The organism is Micromonospora sp. NPDC003776 (assembly GCF_053605645.1).
On sequence record NZ_JBSGJR010000009.1, the window covers coordinates 21,803 to 41,182 of the forward strand.

General features: G+C 65.0%; 17 protein-coding genes and 1 pseudogene. 5 read left to right on the forward strand and 13 right to left on the reverse strand.

Features of this window, described 5'->3' with window-relative positions; translation table 11 throughout:
- Positions 1-2: 2 nt before the first annotated feature.
- Positions 3-3,038, reverse strand: a complete 3,036-nt coding sequence (locus tag ACWEVO_RS01700; protein ID WP_452305644.1) for a helicase-related protein — start codon at positions 3,036-3,038, stop codon at positions 3-5.
- A gap of 26 nt (positions 3,039-3,064) precedes the next feature.
- On the reverse strand, positions 3,065-4,192 hold the full coding sequence (locus ACWEVO_RS01705) for a sigma-70 family RNA polymerase sigma factor (protein WP_452305645.1): 1,128 nt from the start codon (positions 4,190-4,192) through the stop codon (positions 3,065-3,067).
- A gap of 549 nt (positions 4,193-4,741) precedes the next feature.
- Here ACWEVO_RS01705 and ACWEVO_RS01710 point away from each other — a divergent pair.
- Both ACWEVO_RS01710 and ACWEVO_RS01715 read left to right on the forward strand, forming a co-directional pair.
- Positions 4,742-5,806, forward strand: a complete 1,065-nt coding sequence (locus ACWEVO_RS01710; protein ID WP_452305646.1) for a GIY-YIG nuclease family protein — start codon at positions 4,742-4,744, stop codon at positions 5,804-5,806.
- A gap of 25 nt (positions 5,807-5,831) precedes the next feature.
- Positions 5,832-6,959: an HNH endonuclease gene (locus ACWEVO_RS01715; protein ID WP_452305647.1), complete on the forward strand. Its 1,128-nt coding sequence runs from the start codon at positions 5,832-5,834 to the stop codon at positions 6,957-6,959.
- Here the strand turns inward: ACWEVO_RS01715 and ACWEVO_RS01720 are convergent.
- Both ACWEVO_RS01720 and ACWEVO_RS01725 read right to left on the reverse strand, forming a co-directional pair.
- Entirely contained in the window at positions 6,929-7,345 is a 417-nt protein-coding gene (locus tag ACWEVO_RS01720; protein ID WP_452305648.1) for a very short patch repair endonuclease, read from the reverse strand. The two genes, ACWEVO_RS01715 and ACWEVO_RS01720, sit on opposite strands and share 31 nt — an antisense overlap.
- Positions 7,346-7,740: 395 nt before the next feature.
- Entirely contained in the window at positions 7,741-9,045 is a 1,305-nt protein-coding gene (locus ACWEVO_RS01725; protein ID WP_452305649.1) for a DNA cytosine methyltransferase, read from the reverse strand.
- Positions 9,046-9,195: 150 nt separating this feature from the next.
- Here ACWEVO_RS01725 and ACWEVO_RS01730 point away from each other — a divergent pair, with 150 nt between their 5' ends.
- Positions 9,196-9,618, forward strand: coding sequence for a DUF4259 domain-containing protein (locus ACWEVO_RS01730; RefSeq protein ID WP_452305650.1), 423 nt, complete (start codon positions 9,196-9,198; stop codon positions 9,616-9,618).
- A 388-nt stretch (positions 9,619-10,006) separates the two neighbouring features.
- Here ACWEVO_RS01730 and ACWEVO_RS01735 read toward each other — a convergent pair whose 3' ends face one another.
- The 3 genes from ACWEVO_RS01735 to ACWEVO_RS01745 all read right to left on the reverse strand — a co-directional run bounded on the left by ACWEVO_RS01735 (position 10,007) and on the right by ACWEVO_RS01745 (position 12,648).
- On the reverse strand, positions 10,007-10,561 hold the full coding sequence (locus ACWEVO_RS01735; protein ID WP_452305651.1) for a hypothetical protein: 555 nt from the start codon (positions 10,559-10,561) through the stop codon (positions 10,007-10,009).
- A 405-nt stretch (positions 10,562-10,966) separates the two neighbouring features.
- Positions 10,967-11,512, reverse strand: coding sequence for a hypothetical protein (locus ACWEVO_RS01740; RefSeq protein ID WP_452305652.1), 546 nt, complete (start codon positions 11,510-11,512; stop codon positions 10,967-10,969).
- Positions 11,509-12,648, reverse strand: coding sequence for a helix-turn-helix domain-containing protein (locus ACWEVO_RS01745; protein ID WP_452305653.1), 1,140 nt, complete (start codon positions 12,646-12,648; stop codon positions 11,509-11,511). Before ACWEVO_RS01745 ends, ACWEVO_RS01740 begins: the two co-directional genes overlap by 4 nt.
- Positions 12,649-13,404: 756 nt before the next feature.
- On the opposite strand from ACWEVO_RS01745, the gene ACWEVO_RS01750 reads away from it, so the two are divergent.
- Positions 13,405-14,079 carry a hypothetical protein gene (locus tag ACWEVO_RS01750; RefSeq protein WP_452305654.1) on the forward strand — a complete coding sequence of 225 codons (675 nt, stop codon included), beginning with the start codon at positions 13,405-13,407 and terminating at the stop codon, positions 14,077-14,079.
- On the opposite strand, the gene ACWEVO_RS01755 is transcribed toward ACWEVO_RS01750, so the two are convergent.
- The 5 genes from ACWEVO_RS01755 to ACWEVO_RS01775 all read right to left on the reverse strand — a co-directional run bounded on the left by ACWEVO_RS01755 (position 14,045) and on the right by ACWEVO_RS01775 (position 18,788).
- A complete protein-coding gene (locus ACWEVO_RS01755; RefSeq protein WP_452305655.1) occupies positions 14,045-15,244 on the reverse strand; it encodes a restriction endonuclease subunit S in 1,200 nt (399 codons plus the stop codon). The two genes, ACWEVO_RS01750 and ACWEVO_RS01755, sit on opposite strands and share 35 nt — an antisense overlap.
- Complete coding sequence (locus ACWEVO_RS01760) at positions 15,237-16,466, reverse strand: N-6 DNA methylase (RefSeq protein WP_452305656.1); 1,230 nt, start codon at positions 16,464-16,466, stop codon at positions 15,237-15,239. The genes ACWEVO_RS01755 and ACWEVO_RS01760 overlap by 8 nt, the downstream gene beginning before the upstream one ends.
- Before the next feature lie 216 nt (positions 16,467-16,682).
- A complete protein-coding gene (locus tag ACWEVO_RS01765) occupies positions 16,683-17,357 on the reverse strand; it encodes a nucleotidyl transferase AbiEii/AbiGii toxin family protein (protein WP_452305657.1) in 675 nt (224 codons plus the stop codon).
- Between the two features lie 2 nt (positions 17,358-17,359).
- Entirely contained in the window at positions 17,360-17,926 is a 567-nt protein-coding gene (locus ACWEVO_RS01770) for a hypothetical protein (protein ID WP_452305658.1), read from the reverse strand.
- 94 nt (positions 17,927-18,020) lie between these two features.
- Positions 18,021-18,788 (reverse strand): DEAD/DEAH box helicase, encoded by a 768-nt coding sequence (locus ACWEVO_RS01775; protein WP_452305659.1) that lies wholly within the window; start codon positions 18,786-18,788, stop codon positions 18,021-18,023.
- Here ACWEVO_RS01775 and ACWEVO_RS01780 point away from each other — a divergent pair.
- Positions 18,774-18,969, forward strand: a pseudogene (locus ACWEVO_RS01780) (IS5 family transposase); the annotation flags it as partial. The gene ACWEVO_RS01775 and the pseudogene ACWEVO_RS01780 sit on opposite strands and share 15 nt — an antisense overlap.
- 72 nt (positions 18,970-19,041) lie before the next feature.
- On the opposite strand, the gene ACWEVO_RS01785 reads toward ACWEVO_RS01780, so the two are convergent.
- Positions 19,042-19,380: hypothetical protein (locus ACWEVO_RS01785; protein WP_452305660.1), on the reverse strand; the 339-nt coding region annotated here is incomplete at its 5' end.

Genomic DNA, 19,380 nt, shown 5'->3' on the forward strand with positions numbered 1-19,380 from the left:
GGCTAGTCGTCGCTGATCGGGATGCGGGCTTCAACGTCGCGGAGCGACAGCATCGGCTTGCGGTCGCGGCCGAGTAGATCGGTGGGCCATCGCGCGCCGGTTCCGTATTCCTGCAGGCGCACGAAGTAGCCCTCGAGCAGGTCGACCTCGAGGTCTTCGCGCAGCAGGTGTTCGGTGTCCCGGATGCCCAGGGTGGCCGCGACCGCGTCAACCTCGGCCCGCGGTGACAGCCCGGTGAGGTTCACGTAGTCGCGGAGCAGGTCAACGGTGGTGAGGCGCTGCCGCGGAGACTTTGGTTCGTGCACGAACAGGCGTCGGGCCTCAACTGCTGCGGGTGTGGTGAGTTCAAGTACTCGGCGGCTGGAGCGGGTGACCGGGATGGGTTCGATGAACCTGTCGCCTTGCTCGACGAAGGCTCGGAAGTGGCTGTAGACGGTGGAGTCGCGCTCTCGTCCGACCTTGTGAATTACGTAGACGAGGCCGGGATAGGTGCGGCCCACGCGGGCGGTGGCTTGGATGAATTCCGCCGTGGTGAGAGGTACGCCGAGTACGGTCATGATGTTGAGACGGTCCACGTCGACGCCGTGGGAGAGCATCGATGAGGCGGTGACGACGTGGATGCGTTCGGCGAACTCGTCTTCGGGGCTAAGTAGGTCGTCGAGTACGTCGCGGACGTCAGCGAAGTTCGTTTGGCCGGTCAGCGATTCCACCCGGAGCGGGTCGATGGGTACCTGGGTGCCCATCGAACGTCGGGCGGCTTCGACGTCACGTACGGTGTTGCCGTAGATCACGTCGGTGCCGTAGAGGTTGAGCAGTTCGTCGGCGACGGCGGGATCGATGCCGATCTCGGCGCACGTGGCGTCTCGGGCGCTAATCAGCCTTCGGACGCTGTCCTGCAGGATCGTGGTGGTGCGGTCGGACACCCATTCCAGAGTGACGCCGCGGGGCCACACGGCGACGAATCGGCGCAGGAGTTGATCGGTCTCGCGGCTCCAGAAGCTCTGTCCCGCCTGAGGTCCGGGTTGGGGAAACACTCGGCCGGGGCGGGAGTACAACACGTCCACCTGCCGTTCGTAACCCTCTAGGGTCGCCGACGACGCGATGATCTTCGGCGACGTTCCGGTGAGCTCGCGCTGAAGGCCGTCGAGGATGGCCTCGTAGTGTGCGTCGACCGCGCCGAGCGAGTCCCGGAGTAGGTGGAGCTCGTCTTGCAGCCGGAAGCTGGGGGCGAACCGGGCTCGTTGCTCTTCGTTGATCGGGGTGGTGACGGCCTCGCAGTCGGGGACGAGGCAGCCACCCTTGCGGGAGCCGCGTCTGGCGTAGGTGAAGCCGTGCCCGTCGCGAGTACACCATGCCGTTGGTCCGTGCACGAAGCCGCGCATGCTCGCTTGCATGCCGATGACCGACGCTTTGTCGAGGGTGCCAATGACGACGGTGGGTAGGAACCGGTAGATCTCGGCGTCGACGACATAGAGGGGCAGCGGTTCGCCCTTGGTGCGACACGCGGGATTCCCACAGAAATGTTCCAGGCGCCACACGCGTCGGTTGAATCGCACCTCAACGGTCTGCTCCGCACAGAAGGAGCACCGGCTGAGCACCTTGTACCGCTTGGGCATGGTGTCGTCTTCGACGTCGATGGGGTTGTATTCGGTGGGCTGTTTCGGGATGTCGTTGGGCGTGGACGACGCGCCAATGAAATATCCCAACGAGATCGGGTGGCCCTTGATGGCATGGTCCTGCCGGACGACCTCTGCGGCGCCGAGCGCGTCGGCGAACCGCTGCGTCTGCTGCAAGGAGAGCATCCGTAGAGGGAACCGGCTCCAGGCGGTGATGCCGGACCGTTTGCCGCGAAGCCGGTCGAAGAACGCCGCGAGGATGAGCAGGCCGAGATATGTCTCGGTCTTGCCGCCTCCGGTGGCGAACCAGACGATCTCCACGGTGTCCCACTCGCTCGGGCCGTCGGTGAGGCTGGGTAGGACCGAGAGGATGAAGCCGATCTGGAACGGGCGCCAGCCTTGGTAGCGGCCGCGGGCGGCTCTGGCCATCGCCTCGTTCATGAGCTGGAACGCCCGCCTCAGGACATCGTTCTCCCCGAGAATCGCCACGCCGCGGCGCACCCGTTCGACCTCGGCGCGGTGATGGCCGGCGGCCTCGCGGGCTTCAGCGAGCATCTCCGCGCTCCAGCCGCCGGTGGTCGCGCGGCGGGTGAGCGTCTCGTCGGACCAGTGCTGTTTTCCCCACTCCTCATAGGCGAGTGTCAGCGCGGTGAGCTGCGGGATCGGGTCCGTGGCGAGGGTGTGGAAGCCAAGGTCGAGTTGGTCGGGTGCGGTGGCGCCGAACGTGTACTCGGGGCGTTTCCGTTCGACGACGATGGTGTCGGCGGTGGTGAGGATGTGGCTGTTGGGGTGGGAGTTGACGCCGCAGTTGATGCCGATCGCGGTGAGGCTCCGGTCGTAGCGGAAGCTATCAGGCAGGCTCTCCAGGGTGTAGGGCACCGTCGGCAGGTCGAAGATCGTCATCTGGGTCTGGAACAGGTACCGCTCTCCGCGAGGCCCCTTGTTCTCTTCTGTCGTGTTCACGAACTCCACGGTGAGTTCGGGGGTGGCGTCTCGCCACGACTCGTCACTGACTCGGACTTCCGCCGACGCGGCTATACCCACCTCTCGTAGGCGGGCGGTGATCTTGTCCGCGCCGAAGGTCTTCTCTCGGAGCCCGTGAGCCATGGTGATCGGAACTTCGACCTCGATGACCTCGGTCTTCGCCCACTTGTTCGAGGACTTCTTGCCTTCGCCGTTGGCGATCTGGTACCAGCCGCAGGCGGTGATCCGGACGGTAAATGCCCATGGCCCAGGTGCGGCGGGCCGCAGCCGCATTCCGATGGCGCATGGATCCATCCGTCGCTCGCGGCCGGGGCGGGCGATGGCGGCGCTCTCCGGTGCGAGCCGTCCCAGCCAGAAGACCCCCGCCGGGTCAACGTCAAGCGTCTCCGTGTGGTCGCCGCGGCCCTCCGCTGTGACTCGCTCGTCGAGCCACCGCACGAAACGAGTGTGCGCTTCGTGTCCTCTCATGCCGCTCTCCCCAAAACCAGTTCCGCCAACGCACGAACATCTCGATCCTCACGAAGGATCTCGAAGATCTTGGACTCGAGCTGGCGCACCCGTTCCCGACTGATGCCATGCTCGAACCCGATGGACTCAAGGGTCGCCTCGTCCTGATCCCCGAAGCCGAAGCGGGCCTCCACAATGCGCAGCGACCGGGGATCGAGAACCTCGGTCAATCGCTGTCGCAGCCCGACCGCGACGTCCGAGGTGACGACGGCTTCCTCGGGACCAGGCTCGGTGGCCACCAGCACAAGATCGCCGAGAGTCGCATCGCCATCGACGGCGGCCACGGACGCGTCGAGATGAACGACCGGGGAAGACCAATCCAGGAGCGCCTGCACTCGTGCCGGGTCTTCCTGCACGCCACCGGCGATCTCCGCGAGGCTAGCGGGACGGCCATTTCGCGACTCGAAGGAGCGCGCGTAGTTCTCGACCTTGCGGACCTGCTCCCAAACGTGGACAGGGAGGCGGATGAGGGTTCCGGTGTCGGCGATCGCACGCTCCACCGACTGCCGAATCCACCACGACGCGTACGTGGAGAACTTGAAGCCTTTCTCGGGGTCGAACTTCTCAGCCGCTCGATGAAGGCCTTTCACACCTTCCTGCACCAGATCGTCGAAGTCTAAGTCGCCCGACCGGTGGGTGTACCTGCGCACCAGGCTGATCACAAGGCGAATGTTCGCGAGGATGAGGGCGTCTCGGGCCCGTCGGCCGTCATCGATCAAAGCCCGTGCTGGCGGATCGGGATCGATTCCCAGGCTGGCCGCAGTCTCAGCGGCGGCGAGGCCGAGTTGGATGCGCCTGCCGAGGTTGACCTCGTCCTCCCCTCGAAGAATGGCGTGAATCCGCATCGACGCTGGCAAGGTGGCGGCCTCGCGTCCAGCCGACCGCCCGCCGTCAGGCGCGATGCCAACCGGCGCGTTGACCTCGACCTCAAGGTCGCGCAGGGCCAAAACGATCTCTGGCAAAGCCCCACCGAGGCCGCGTGCCGTGACGACGCGTACCACGTCGGACCATTCCAGCTTCCCCGCCCGCTCCGCGTCGTCGGCCAGTACGGCCACACAGCGGGCGAAGTTATCACCCTCGCTCACCCGAACGTCTCCTCCATCTCACGCTTTCCAACCTGACACCCCACGGCCTGAAGCCGATGGGGTTGATAGGCCCTCGCTGCCTCGCCCCGCTCTCGCCCACCCCTGAGAAACATGGAGGAGTTCTGCTTGCCCCGCAAGGGTCCGGGCAGGAGTCCATTTCGAGTGTGTCAATGTCACTCGTTCTGGTTCGCGGTGAAAGCGCGTTACGCCCGAAGCGTTGACGGCCGCTTTTCGCTCAGATAAGTTCCTGCCGTAGCCCACGTATAGGCATGGCCCGCTCGACGACGCGTATGCCCTGCTCCGACGGCACTCGTGCCTGCGGGGCCGCCGGCCACTCAGCGCCTTCCGTTCGCATGCGCGAGCCTTCTTAGGCCGATCTACCGAGTCTGAAAATCATCCAATCGGGTGATCTGGCGCGCCCGGGGGAACGTGAGCGCTGTTCGCATGCTGGCAGTCGGGTATCCGACCATGTCGGAAAGTAGATGTGCCGCACATGCCGGTCGGCGGGCTGTCCGCGGAACCGCCCGTAGAACGGTCGACCTTGACGGTGTGGGTGGCCCGGTCCTGACCACGACGGCGACTACAGCCATGGTGTCCTGCCACCGTTGGACCGGTTACAGCTTGCCGCGTCATCGCCACTTACTGACGGTGCTGGCGGCCGACGCGAAAGTCTCCACGACTGGTTGGCGCGGAGGGCCGGACATGTCAGACTGCGAAACCCGGATCGGCGAACTCTCGGAGGCGGCGTTGGCAGAAGAGTGGGCGGCTGAGTTTCGCCTCAGCATCACCCGCGCGCTCGCCGATCAGTTGGAAACCACCCTGCGGCCTCTCAAGCCCGCGCCCTTGACAGCGGTCGCGCTCTCCGCAGTACTAGCGCGCCCCGGCGTGTACGCGCTGTTCTTCAAGGGGGAACGCGTCTACGTCGGGAAGGCCGCCAGGTCGCTGCAGGACCGGCTGACCCAACACCTGCGCAAGTTGTCTGGCAGAACGGGGCTCGACTCCGCAGGCGTCCAGTTCGTGTGTGTCTACGTCGACGAGGATCTGGACGCGGCGGCGCCGGAGAAGCTGCTTATCAAGAAGTATCGGGAACACGACAGTATTCCCTGGAACACCAACGGGTTCGGCAACAAGGATCCGGGGCGCAATCGCGACACGAGCGTGGTCAAGGCGGCGCACTTCGACGCCAGCTATCCCATTGACCTTGAGTACCGGTGCCACCTGCGGCCGGGCGTGCAGCCGATAGCGGTCGTTCTGGAGGCCGCGAAGGCCCAGCTCCCATACCTTCTCCGTTTCGAAAGTAGTGCTTCCGCCAGAAAGGCCTACCAGAACCTCTCGATGGTCGTCCCCGCAGAGCCCCTGACCGCCAGAAACCTCGCCGAGCATTTGGTCACCGCTCTACCCACTGGATGGCAGATGACGGCCCTGCCCGGCTACCTCATCCTGTATCAAGAGCGTCGACGGTATGGCAGCGCCCTCGGCTGGTGGCGACAGGAGTCGGACGGTGACGTGCTCTTCACCCCGGGTCCCCGCCAGTTCGCCGCAGGCGCCGTGGACGCGGAGGCGGCGGACTCAGGAGCTGGTGATACCACTTCGCTCTTCGATCTCGACGCATAACTTCGATTAGTAGAGGCAATCGGGAGTGCCCAACTTCATCGACTACGTCGACATTGGTTCCGCCGCCGCACGTGGGCAGTGGCAGGCCATCCTCACGCGTACCGCAGTCACAGCGGGCCGGCAGGTCAACTTCCTTCCTGTCGAGACGCTGACGTGTCTCGCCGCGAGTTTCTTGGTAAACCACAGGAAGTACGGTGGCTCTACCGCCCACTTGGCCGAGGAACCTGTCCCCACGCTCGGGCGCCTATTCCAGCGTCCGAACAGCAGCGTCTTGGCCAAGATGGCGAACCTTGACGGCAGCAGGCGCAACGGCGCCAAACACGAGATCGAGGTTGCCGCTCATCTCCTCGCGGTCCCGGGGCGCCTCGGTGCCGTCTACCGGGTCATACTCGCCGCCGCCCGAGACGTTGGCATCGACTCGAAGAACCTCCCGGACTTTCTCGGCCTCGCGGACGACGACACTGACCTGCGACTTAGCGGTCAGGGTCAACTAGAGACAGCGGAGATTGAGAGTGCGGTACAGGCTACCTCGATTGGCTGGCTTAAGTCGCGGGCCGATCTTGATGAACAGACGACCGAACGTCTCCTTGTCGCCGCCGCACGTGTTGGTCAGCACCGATTCGCGAACGAGGTGCTCCGCAACCATGACCATCGCTGCGTCTTCTGCGGCCTGTCGGTGAGGATGGCGGGCGACAGGGCCGCTCGAATGCTGATCGCCAGCCACATCAAGCCATGGCGGGCGAGTACGCCGGCCGAGCGCTTGGACGCGCGTAACGGCCTCACCGCCTGCCCCACGCATGACGTCGCGTTCGACACCGGGCTCATGACTGTCAACGGTGGCCTGCGCATCCACCTGAAGCCCTCACTCGCGAACGCCGTGCGTACCGACACGGCAGCTCGAGCCGCATTCGGCCGACCACCACTGGCGCATTCCCTTCTCCTGCCCGCGGCCGCGCCGTCTCCGCGGGCGAGGTACCTGACGTGGCATCACCTCCATGTCTATGGAGGCACGCCATCGATGGCGCCCAGCGAGCTCGGTCGGGCGAACGCCGTGAAGTTCGCTGACTCTCCGTCGCCGGGATCGGCCCGCGACCTGCCTAACAACTCACGCCGCGCGAGAGATCAAGACGACGGATCGGACCGTTCCGAATGAGCTCGCCGATTGGACGCCGCCGCCCGAACCGCAGTCGCGACGCGCTTGACAGCCTCGACCGGATCCTCGTGCTCCCAAATCCTGATCACGGTCCAGCCGGCTTCAGCGAGTAGTCCGTTGGTCTCCGCGTCGCGGGCGCGGTTCCCAGCGATCTTGTCGCTCCAGAAGCGGTCGTTGGCGCGAGCGGGACGGTAATGCTCGGCGCAGCCGTGCCAGTAGCAGCCGTCTATGAACACCGCGAGGCGAGCCGCGGGAAAGACGACGTCAGCGGTTCGACGCAGGTCGGCCAGTGGTCTGGCATTGACCCGGTACCGCAAGCCCATCTTGTGCAGAAGCGAGCGTACTCGTCGCTCCGGGCCTGTATCCCGAGCCTTGTTCGCGCGCATGACCGTTCGTACGGCCGGGCTCTTCGCCCAGGACGATGAGGCGGTGTCCGGTGGGGTGAGAAGGCCTCGGGCCCAGGCCAACCGCCATCCCTCGGCCAGGTTGTCGGCCCGAGTGTCGTGTTCGACCTCGCCCAGGTATCGAGCGGGCGAGCGACCTCTGTCAGACCATCGCAGATAGGCTCGAATCCGGCGAGTTCGGGGCAGCAGTTTGAGGTCCACGGAGGCGCGGGCCCAACGTCCATCGCCGAGGTCAACCCATCGCCGATCGGATCCTCCGGCGGCACGGTCTTGCTCCAGGGATGCCGCTTTTCGGCTGCGGCCGCGCCGGCCCCTCCAGGCTCTTGAGTCTGGGAGCTTATCCGCCCAGCGACTCTCGGATCTGGCCGCAGTGGTGGTCACCGTTGGCTCTCGGCCTCGTCGAGGGCTGTGGCGATGGCCTTCGCGAAGAACTCGCCGAGGACGACGGGTACAGCGTTGCCGAGCTGGCGCATCTTCTCGCCCCGAGGACCAGCGAGAAGCCAATTGTCCGGGAAGGTCATGACGCGCGCTGTCTCCCGTACCGTCATATACCGATGCCGGTAGGGATACGGCTTCTCGCTGGCCGGTTCAGGCCACAGGTCGTCGGTCAACATCACCGACTCGCCGCCAGGGACGCCATGCACCCCTGCCTTGACCGTCTTGGCAGGTCGGTCGAGCTCGTTCGGTGTATGGCCGGCGTAGATGCGAGCATCTGGCCAGCCAATGTGGTCGGTGAATCCACCGAGATTGTGCTCTCGCCGATCGAGCCGATCCCAAGGTACGGGTGGAAGGGGGGGCTGTCCGTCAAGTCCTTGGAGGGCATCCCGCAGGGTCCGCCACGGCAGTCTGCCGTCATCCTCGGGAGGGGTAGTTGGTAGTCGGGACATGACGCGCTCGCGTACGTGCTCGGGCACCTGGGGATGCCTCCGCCAGTAGGTGCCGCCGAGCATCGACCGAACCAGCGCCGCCTCGGAGTACTGCGGACGCACCGACCGCTTGAAGCGCTCGATGTCGACTCCCAGATCCGATCGAAACGCCACGATGATAATCCTGTTGCGGATCTGCGGAACCCCGTAATCGGCGGCGTTGACCGTGGTGGTGACGACGTCATACCGCCGCTTGGGGTCCGGCGGTTCCTCGGCCAGACGTTCCTTGAGCACCTCGTCATGGTCGCGCCAGGTCGAGTCTTGGTCACGCTCCTGGAAGGGGAGCCGCAACTCGCGCTCAATGTACTCGAAGTATGGTCGAAAGGACGGGCGCAGCAACCCTCGGACGTTCTCGCACATGACGGCCTTGGGCTGGATCTTGCGGATGGCGCGAAACATCTCCGGGAACATGTTTCGCTTGTCCTCGTCGCCCCTCGCGACGCCGCCTAGGCTGAACGGCTGGCATGGGGGTCCCCCAGCGAGGAGATCCACCCGATCCCATAGATAGTCGAACCTGATCCGGCTGACGTCACCCCTGACCAAGGGCCACCTCTCGCCGGGGAGGGGCACCCGCTCGGTCTCGCCGCAGTCAACGGCGGCGTTGGCCTCAAGCGTGTCGCACGCGTACTTGACCAGTTCGTTGACCAGGAGGGGACGAAAGCCCGCCCGGTGAACGGCCATCGCCAAGCCGCCGCCGCCCGCGAAAAGTTCCACCGAGGTGCGGTCCCTAATCTGCTCTCCAGGGGGCTCAGACATGGGGGGAGCATACCGCGGAGTTGTCGATCTTGAAAAGGCGAATCGCGCGTTCGTCGCAGCCGCCGGGTCTTGGTGTCGGCTGAGTCCGCCCGAGCCGCAGCATCCGCGCGACTCGGGGTGTGGTTGGGTATCGCCATCGTGAGGAGGGCGATGGCAACCTGGCAGCTCGGTCCGTTCGACAACGACGACGCGGTTGAGTGGTGCGACGCCCTAGAGGCCGCCCCCCTCGACCAACGCGTCGAACTCGTACGCGACACCCTTTCGGTGGCGGTGGCCGGGCGGGCCCTCACGGCAGGGGAAGCCGCTCGAGTGGTGGCGGCGGCCGCCACGGCGCTTCAATCGCTCAGCGGCGTGCCGGTCTCGAACTCGGCGTACGCTCCACGCTTCCTGTCCGGCGCAGGGGCCATGGCAGTCGATTCATCAATTCGAGACCTGGCCGTGCGAGCGCTCGACGAAGTACTCGCGAACGGTTCAGCCTGGCGGCTGCGGTGGGCTGACGACGTCGAGGAAGAGGAGGCTCTCGCTGTCATCGAAAGCCTTCGGAGTCACCTCATCGCGGCGGTGGCGCCGTAGTCACCCATCGTTGGGCATGTTCTCGTCGGAATCTCCATCAATAGGTATGTCTTTCCCGGCGGCTGTGGTGAAGCTAGTGGGTGCCAGCAGCCCAAGGTCGCCAATGACGCCCGCCGTGATCGACTCGAGAGTCCTGTGGGCGGCACTCGTCTGAAGTGGACGTCGATTTCCTTTCGGATCAGGCTCTCCGGCTTCTGGTCCTCGGCGAGTGCGTCCGCCCACTGCCTGCCTGGCGCGGTTTTCCTTACATGGCAGGCACTTCGCCATATCTACCGACTCGCCACACATTCAACATCACGACCGCCGTGATAGGCCGAGGTTAGTGGGTCGCACGCGCGCGTTGCTGTGCTGGCTTGCCGAAGATCAACAGAACAGGCATAAGTCCTGCTCATTTCAGCCTGCCGACCGGGTGCTGCTGGCTGCGCTGCTGCACCCGCTTCTGTGGCCGACGCCGGGGGGCCTGCGGCTGCTGGTGCGCGCTGACACGACCCTCAAGTGGCACCACGACTCCGTCGCGCGTCGCCATACCGCCGTCTCGCGTCCCAGGCGGCGCGGCCGGTCGCGTCAGCCTGCGCTTGATCCGCATACTGGTGTTGCGGTTGGTCCGGGAGAACGGCAGCTGGGGATATCGGCGGATCACCGCGAACTGCTCGTGCTCGGGGTGAAGGTCGCCCGGTCCACGGTCTGGGGGATCCTGCGCGAGGCGAGGCATCGGCCTCGCACCCGACCAGTCAGCCACGACGTGGGCAGACTTTCTCCGTTCGCAGGTCAACGCTTTCCTCGCGGCCGACTTCATCGGGACCGTGACGTTGACTCGCGTACGCATATACGTCTTCGCGGTCATCGAACACGCCAGCCGTCGCATCCCGATCCTGGGCGCCACCGGCCGCCCGACCGCCGCATAGGTCACCAGGCCGCCCGCAACCTCGCCATGGATCTCCACGACGCCGGTATTAAGGTCGTAGACAGCGGCATCGAGATACCCCGCACGAACGCGATCATGGAACGATGGGTACGGACCTGCCGCGGTGAGCTGCTCGACTGCACCTCATCTGGAACCAGCGTCATTTGCTGCACGCCCTACGCGAATACGAAGCGTTCTACAACGACGCCGGCCGCACCAAGGCATCGCCAACGCCAGACCACTCCAGCCGCTGTCCGAACCGATCACTGATCCGGACCCGATCGCCCCCTCGACATCCGCCGACGTGACCATCTCGGCGGCATCCTACGCGAAAACGAACTTCCCGCCTGAACTGCCCGGATGAAATTTCGGCAGGCACAACGCCCTCCAGGAGGCGGGTCGAGGGCATGCGGGATGGGAAGGATCAGCTTCAGCTGCTAATCCTTAGCTGGGGCATACCGCCATATGGCTTGCAGGAACACGCACCATACGATCGTGCGATTGCATCTCCTGCATAAGGCGGAAGGCGTCAGGGCAGCCAATTTCTCCTAACGAGTAGCACTCCTCAAGGATCCGTCGTGTGTCTATGGTGGCGATGCCCCTGGCTGCGGCGAAATCGAGGGCTGAATAATCGTCCGATATGAAGGTGCCGGAGGGGTCCACGCTTTCGATGTGATAGATGATCTCGGCCTCGCCCAAATGTTCCAATGGGTTGTTTGCTGTGCCGCCAAGCCCTCGGCGAATATTGTCGATTTCGGTTAAGGCTGCAGTTGTTCCTTCGATTTCGAGAGGATCGCCCAGCCATGGCGTGTCTAGGACGCGTTGGAGGTATGGGCTTGAAGATACGCCCCTCTTCACTTCGAGGCGGACAGTCTCAGTCCACCGAGTCCTATAGCCGTACCGTTCTTCCAGCAGGTCGAGGCGATCGACGGCGGCGAAGTTGGAAAGGGTGCACGTATCGAAGTAGACATCCCCAACCCTGGCACTCACAGAGCAGGCTCCAGCGATTCGGTCGCCTTGCGATCACGCCGTCGGAACGGGGCAAGTTCGTCAAGCAACTGATCAGGTTCGACCGAGAGCAGCCTGGCGAGCGGCTTTACGCTAATCTTGCCCTGGACATAAGCCTCAATCGACCTGTAAAGCAGATTACCCGGTACTCGTCTATCGCCACGTGCTTGAAGGTCACTGGTTCTTCCGCTGCGTAGCGCGATGCGAGTCGAGGACATGGAACGAATCCTGTCCCGGCCGGCAGCATTGATTACTCCGATGTTGTGTAGGCGGAACGCAAGTGCGTCCAGGCTCACGCCATATCGGCTCAGAAGCTCCGTTACCAGATCTTCAGAGACATAGCCTCGGGGGACTGCAGCCTTGAGAGCATTTTCTGGCATCAAGAATGCAGCCGCAAAAGCGTTCGCGCGCTCTTCGTCTGGATTCGTGCGGCCGAAGACGTTTTCGTCGATTCGCAGAGCTTGGGAATCGCCCGTAAAAAGATGACCGATCTCGTGGGCTAGGGTGAAGCGCTGACGAGTGGCGGAGATGCCACTATTCACTAGCGCGAGGCGGAAACCGCCACTTGACACGCTAAGCCCATCAAGCCCGGCAGGAAGTGGCTCGAAACCGATGTCTATCCCGAGCCGCTTCTCCAGTAGAACGGCAAAGTCGGACAGCTCATAGGGAAAGACGTCATCCCCCACCCCAAGCTGGGACCTCAACTGGGCACTCAGCACTGCGCCCTGCTGGTGTGGGCTTCCCATGACATCCTCAGGCGCGCCTCCCAGGGCAGCCGCCCAAGCGAAGCCGAGATCACCCAGAAGGCGATCCAGCTCGACATATTCCTCTGTCCGAGCCAAGGCTGACGCCAACGCCGGTGAGGTGTCTGGCTGAGCGCGAGCCGCCAGGAGGACGGCTGGCTGCTCCTGCTCTGACAGGAGGGACTGGACTGAGACACGGAGCGTCTCAGCAATCAGTGCGACCTCCAGCGACTTGAAGTTGCGCTGACAGGACAGAGCCCGGGAGAGGGCCGATGCATCGATATTGATGGAATCCGCGAGCTGTTGCTGGGTCATCCCAGCCTCATTCATTGCCGCACGGATACGGTCGGCGAGGAGCTCACGACTGACGGCCATGGGTCCATCCTAAGCCGATCTTGAGAAAATCGCAACGATACCCTGTGAAGACCTCATCTCGCAAGGGACGAAGCGGACGAAAGGAGTATTCGAGGCTAATTGGTACGTATGTCCTAGAAGGGCATCGAGTACCGCAGGGGCCAGCCCGTGCGGCAGCACAGAGGGGCGTACCCGGATCTGGGACCGGATACTCGTGCCTGCCCAGTCGTCCTCGACACCAATCAGTAGCTGAGCGCCGGCGTGCGCCAGTCGAAGGGTTGGTGCGCGACCCGTATCTCCGGCTGATCACCGCCATCAGTCGTGCCGCATTGCTAGCTGAGGAGGAAGTCGTGCAAGCTGCGATACAGACCTCTGAGGCGGCGGCTGCGGTTATGAGTGCCTACGGTCAGGACAACCTCTACCGCCCGAACGTGGCCAGAGCAGCGCGTACGGCGGCCGAGGCAACCCTTCAGGAGGCGATCGCTCACCTCATCGCAACCATGCGGAACCACTCAACCCCGTCCCGTCAAACCCCTCGCAGGTTGGCGACGGGCGCTCCGGCTTCTCCGTCGGCCCGGCTCGAGCACCGTTGCGAAGGACTGAGGCTTGAACCCCGAACCCCTCTGGCGGTCTGTGGATCGTCTCAGATCCGACGGATTGCCGCTCTGACGTCGGCGAGTTCTTCGGTTGAGGTAGTGGCCCTTGCCGCCTACATCGGAGCCCGGCAAGCTGGCGGCGGACTGGTGCCTATCCTTCGAGGCGTAACGAGGAGACAACGTGCCGTTGCCAGACTGGACTGGATGGGCCACCTTGATTGGCATGTCGGGACTTCTGGGCGGAGCTCTAAAGGGTGCGTACGATCGCTGGAACCTTAAGCTCACTGGCAGCCAGCAGGTCCAACGCCAGCAGCTGGAGTTGGCGGGCCAAGCGGACCGGCAGAAGCTGGATTTGGACGGGCTGCGGGAGCGCCAGAGGCTGGACCTCGAAGGCCAGCGCGAACGCCAGCAGGTGGATCACCGACACCAACAGGCGATGCTGCAACAGCAGGCCCACTTCGAGGCCCGCAAAGAGGCGGCTGAGTTGGCTGGCAACGCGTTGGCCTGGATCTATTACGAGGCTATGGAAAAGTACGGGCTAGACCACGACATGTATCCAGCCCATCTGCCATCCGGCGGGCATGCGGATGTCGGTGACGTCATTCGCGACCTTCGTAAGCTGCACGCGACCCACCCAACGAAGGCAGTGCGCGAGAGGGCAGCCCGGCTGGCAGAGAACCTTGGGGTCAACTACAACACGATCAACGTCAGAGACGGCGACATGAACGAGCCAACACTCGCTGAGCTGCTGACCTGGCAGAAGGACCTCGAGGCCTTGATCGAGGTCATCAACGAGCCTCCTGGCGCCCGGGCGCTGCATGTTATGCCGGGTCGTCAGGCAGGTCGGACGGCGTGACGTCGATCTTGTGGGTCAACAGGGCGTCCAGCAGCGCCGCGCGGGCGGTCTGGGCTCGAGCAACCTCATCCGAGGTCGCTCGCACCTGCCGGTCGATGGTATCCATCGTGTCGGCGATCATCACCTGCGTGTCAGGGGGCGGCACCGGAACGGTCAACCGCTCGAGCGCGTCCTTGGAGACCCGAACGACTTTGGTATTCGAGATAACGGCCGGCAGCTGCGCACGGAACCCAGGAGACGCGAACACGTAGGACATAAACCGGGGCTCCAGCTCGTGCTCGAAGATGTACGCGTCGTCATGCACCGCCACGTCTTCGTCGCCGAGCCAGGCAACGGCTTTTAGCACCCCGTCGAAGTTCTCACTGGTGCCGGCGATCACGAGGTCACCCGGCTTGGCGAACCGCAGCTTGGGGCGCATTCCCTCCGGCAGCCAGGAGTGGACCTCGTCGGTGTGCGCGCCGAAGTCCGTGTGGATCTGCGAGTAGTGGATGCAGCCGATGCCGCTGTCGACGTAGTCCGACTTGATGAATCGCTTACCCCGAGTCACGGAGCCGAGTTTGCCTATCGGCTTGTCGGTCCACGAGTCATCCCGTCGCCGCAGCAGCTCGTCGAGCAGGGCCGTCCGGACTGCCGCCGCGGCTTCCAGCTCGGCCAGCAACGCGTCGGTGACGGTGTCGACAGCGGTGATGACCTCGAGGATGCGCCCCTGCACCTCCAGCGGCGGACACGCGACCTCCAGCCGGAGGAAGTCGGCTTCCTTCAGCCGGTTCCGGCTCACGGCAGCTGATCCGGACGACAGGCTTAGTGCCTTGGCCGCGAAGACAGGCGACGAGCAGTAGAGGGCGAGGAACTCCGGCGTCGCCTGCGCGGTATCCACCTCGAACTGGGGGAACTCATTCGAGACCACGACTCCGTCGTAATCGTCCGTGACGACCGCGAACGACTGCTTCCAGGCAAACAGCCGATTGTAGACCAGCAGGCCCGGCTTCAGCGCGTAGCACTTCCCCTTGACTGCGAAGCCCTTGCGCTCCTCGCGCACGAATAGACCGTCGCCGTACCAGCGCACACCCGCGAATCGAACGGTGTCGTCATCGTTAGGCGTGACCAGTTCCGGAAGGTGCTGGGTTACCAGCCGCTCAAGAGGAACAGAGCGCCACTCAGTCATCGAAGCCGCCGATGCCTGCGGCTGACAGCACCGCCGCCATCGCCGCCTGGGCTTCCTCGCGGACAGCACGCGCTTCCTGCCAGTCGGCGATCGCCGTGTCCAGGTCGTGCGACTGCGTCTGCGGCCAAGGGTTCTGACGGACGCCGCGCGGCATGAACCGTCCGGCATCGTCGAAGACCGGCGTGCGCCAGGACCGGGCCGCCCGGTCTTCCAGACCGTCACGGATGGCGCGCTGGACGTTCGCGGCGATGCCTCCCCAGCGGCCGGTATCGCGGCGTCCGTGCGCGAGCTGCACCTCGTGCCCGTCGTTCTCCATATCGACAAAGGTCACGAGAGTGTCGTGGTCGTGACCGTTGCTCGTCTTGGTGAAGCCGAAGATGGACGTCTTCACGCCGCGCTTCTGCTCGAAGAAGAGCTGCTGGGGCATGTCGATGACGAAGTCGAGGCGAGCACGCTCGAGGATCGCGAAAGAGGCCTTCTGGTTCGAGTTCTTCGACAGCGTGTTGTTCGGAATGATGATGACCAGCCGACCGCCCTCTTCGAGGTACTCGATCGCCGACATCGTAAAATTGATCGGGTTGTCATTCTCGTACGGCGGGTTGATCACGCACTTGGTCGGCTTCAGACCCTTGACGTAATCGCGAAACTTCTCATCTCGCCTGGCCACGGTGAACGACTTGCCGCGCGTGATGAGCGAATCGCGGTAGAGCAGGTTCGACCGGCCATCGCCATGGAGAAACATGTTCGAGCAGGTGAGAGCGAACAGGATCGGGTCCAGCTCCAGCCCGATCAGCTGGTGCTCGTGTATGTGCTCGATCTTCTTCCCGTCGCCGTGGGCCTTGTCGACGAGTTGCTCCATAGCGTCCATGAGGAAGCCGCCGGAGCCCATGCAGGTGTCGAGGACGACGTCGGCGCGCTCCAGCCGGGCCAGATCGACCATGAAAGTCTTGATGTGATCGGGCGGGGGGAGCCGTTGCGAGGTCCGTGAGCGCTGCCGGCTGGCGACTCCCCGGGCCGGTAGAGCGGGCGGCACACCATGATCTTGCGTGATGTGCGCTCTGTGTGCTCTCCAGCGGATGCCAACCCGGGTCAACCGGTGCCAGCGCGGGTCACCGTGGCCGACCGCCGGTCGCAAACCGGCGTTCGTGTGCTCGGGTGCGGTCCTGGACTGGGAGAACAGGGGTGCGGGGGACGTGGGCGAACGGGGGCCACTCCCTGCCACCCCAGGTGAACGCCCAGGTCGCTGGACTAGGCCCTCGCGTCCTCGTAGCTCAGGGGATAGAGCAACGGTTTCCTAACCCGACGCTGTGCTGGTGTCCCCAGGCGGACGACCTGCGGTTCTCCTGCCGTCCCTCGTGGCGTGCCGGTCGCTTCGCGGGCTCGCTGCGATCGCTTGCTGAAGATCAGCTGGAACGTTGTGGGTCCTGCGGGTGCGGGCTCAACGTTGCCGTGAGTCGGGGCCGAGTCGTCCTTCCTCGTCGTCGAGCAGTTCGCGGCGCCATTCGGCGAATCGGCTTCGGAGTTCGTCGAGCGCTGGGCCGGTGACGCGGTACTGGGCGAAGTCGTCGGGGTCGAGCTGGGTGGCTTGTCCGAGGGCGTCGGCGAAGATGCGCGGGTCGAAGCCACGGTCGGCGCGCTGCGCGAGGGCGAGGAGGGCTTTGCGGGTGTAGCGGCCTGATCGGAGGGTGGCGTCGATGTCGATGAAATCCCGGGCGAACGCTCGCCCGTAGAGGGCGCTCATCTTGTTCGCGACCGCGTCGTCGGGGTGCAGTACCGGTCCGATCGCCATGAGGATTGGTTCGTTGGCACGCCAGTCGACGCCGAGTTCGACCTTGGAGGTCCGCACGCCGTCGGTGACGGCCAGGCGGGCGAAGGTGTCGTACTGGCGCTCGGTCTCGACGGTCAAGCCGTCGTCTCGGTAGGCGTGCACGACGGCGGTGACCGCGGCGGTGAACTCGTCGCGGCGGTCCCAGGCGGTGAACAGGTCGACGTCCTCGCTGGGTCGCTCGACGAGCCCGGCGGCCTGAACCGCGTAGCCGCCGGCCAGCGCGAAGCCGTATCGATCGGCCGCGCCGAGTCCGGTACGGGCGAGGCGTTCGTGGAAGGGGTCCACCGCTACGCCGCCTCGCTACGGGCCGCGGCGAGTTCGGGGAAGGCTTCCTCCCAGCGCTGGCGGAGCTGGGGTGGCAGCCAGAGGGTGGGCCAGAGTCGCCGGAGGAGGTCGGTGTCGAGCCAGGTGTGCAGATCCTCGACTGTACTGGCTTCGGTGAGCACTACCTTGTACATGCTGGCCAGGCGTGCGGGCCGGTTCAGGTCGTACTCGGCGTGCCCGGACCAGTCGAGGTGATGCGGAAGCGTCACCGTCCCTTCGGTGGGACCGTGCAGTTCGGTGAGGGTTTCGGCTACCACGTAGGGCTTCCGGTCGCCGTAGGGTTGGTAGTCCGCTGGCGGCTGGGGTGATGTTCTGCGCCGGTTGATGTTGGTCGCCCGCCGGACTTCCGGTCGTAGTGCCTGACGGATCGTTTCCCGGCTGTATCCGGTGACCCGCTGCAGATCCACCGGCCGCCACCCGGCCGCGTGGAACGCCCGCAGCTGCTCGTCCCGCTCGGTCAACGCGGCTGCGCGCGTCGCCTCATACCGGGAGACAACTGCCTGCAGCTCATCCTCGGAGAACCGGCCCATGACCGCTAGCCTACCAGGCTAGGCCCAGCACGCTTGGCTTACGTCATGTCTCTGTAGCCGGCGGACCAGTCATGATGATCGCGATGGCATGCGCTCATGTCCTGGTGAAGCCGAGGGCCCGGTATCCGGGCATGCGGCGTGGGAGTGAGGCGGCGAGGATTGGTGTGGCCGGGTCGTGGTAGTCGTGGACCTCGGCGAGGTCCTTGCCGGGCGCGGCGCGGATGACGCGGCCGGCGCACTGGACGAGAAGCCCGTCGTAGGAGATCGGGCCGGCGAGGAAGAGTGTGTCGAGGGCGGGGGCGTCGAAGCCTTCACCGATGAACGGTGTGGTGCCGATGACAAGGAGGCCGTCGCCGGCCTTGGCGCCGTCGAGCCGGTCAACGATGGCCCGCCGTTCGCGGGTGCTCATCGCGCCTTGAAGCACCAGCGGCTGATGTCCGCGTGCGGCGAGCAGGGCGGTGAGTGCCTCGACCTGCGCGACCCGGCGGGTCAGCACGAGACAGTTGCGACCGCGGGTCAGGGCCGCGGCGACATCGTCGGCGATCTGGGTGTTGCGGGGCTCGTCGAGGGCCAGCCTTCGGTGCACCTCGGCGAGTGCGCCGGGCGCGTCCAGGTCGACGTCGCCGGGCTGGAAGGTGGTCTCGTGGATGAACAGCGCTCGTCGGGGTCCGGCGTCGGTGTGCATCGCGGCTGCGAGGGTGCCTTGTTCCTCGTCGGACAGGGTGTGGCGGACGGGTCCGAGTTGCCAGGTGACGAGTTGGCCGAGGCCGTCGCGTCGGGTGGGTGTGGCGGTGAGGCCGAGCCAGAACTGCGCGGCGATCCGTTTGACCGTGTGCTCGTCGGCGCTCGGGCCCATCAGCATGCAGCCGGAGCGCGGAGAGGGGGATCTGCAGGTCGAACCGCTCGGCGGGGTCAGCGTCGAGCCGGCAGACCACGCGCTCGGCCGGTCGCGGGGTGGGTTGACCACGAAGCTGCACCTGAGCTGCGAGCAAGAACAGGAACCCTTGGCGATGGTGCTGACCGCCGGGCAGCGGGGCGACAGCCGCTTCAGGCAATACCGCCTTTTCCGGACTAACTGAGGGTGGCCAATTCGCGAACCCCGTAACGGTCTGCGATCATCGTTCCCATTCCAAGGTGATCTTGGCCTTGCGGGGCAGCGCCAAGTAGAGCAGGCCGGTCACGCCGACCAAGGCGAGACCGCCATGGAACTTGGTCTCGAGGCCGGGCGGGACCAAGCCGAGCACCTGGGTGAGCGACGAGGCCAACAACGTCCCGAAACCGCCGCCGGCGGCAACCTTGACCCTGCGGTTGATGCTCGGGTTGGCCTGGTCTTTCGGGGTCGTGTTGCGGTTTTTGGGCATGCGGGAGCCATCCGCATTCGCGGGCATGGAGAACCTCCGGAGAGAACGAGCGAGAAGAGTCTGGGCGCCGCTCGCGACCGTTCGCGGGTCGCG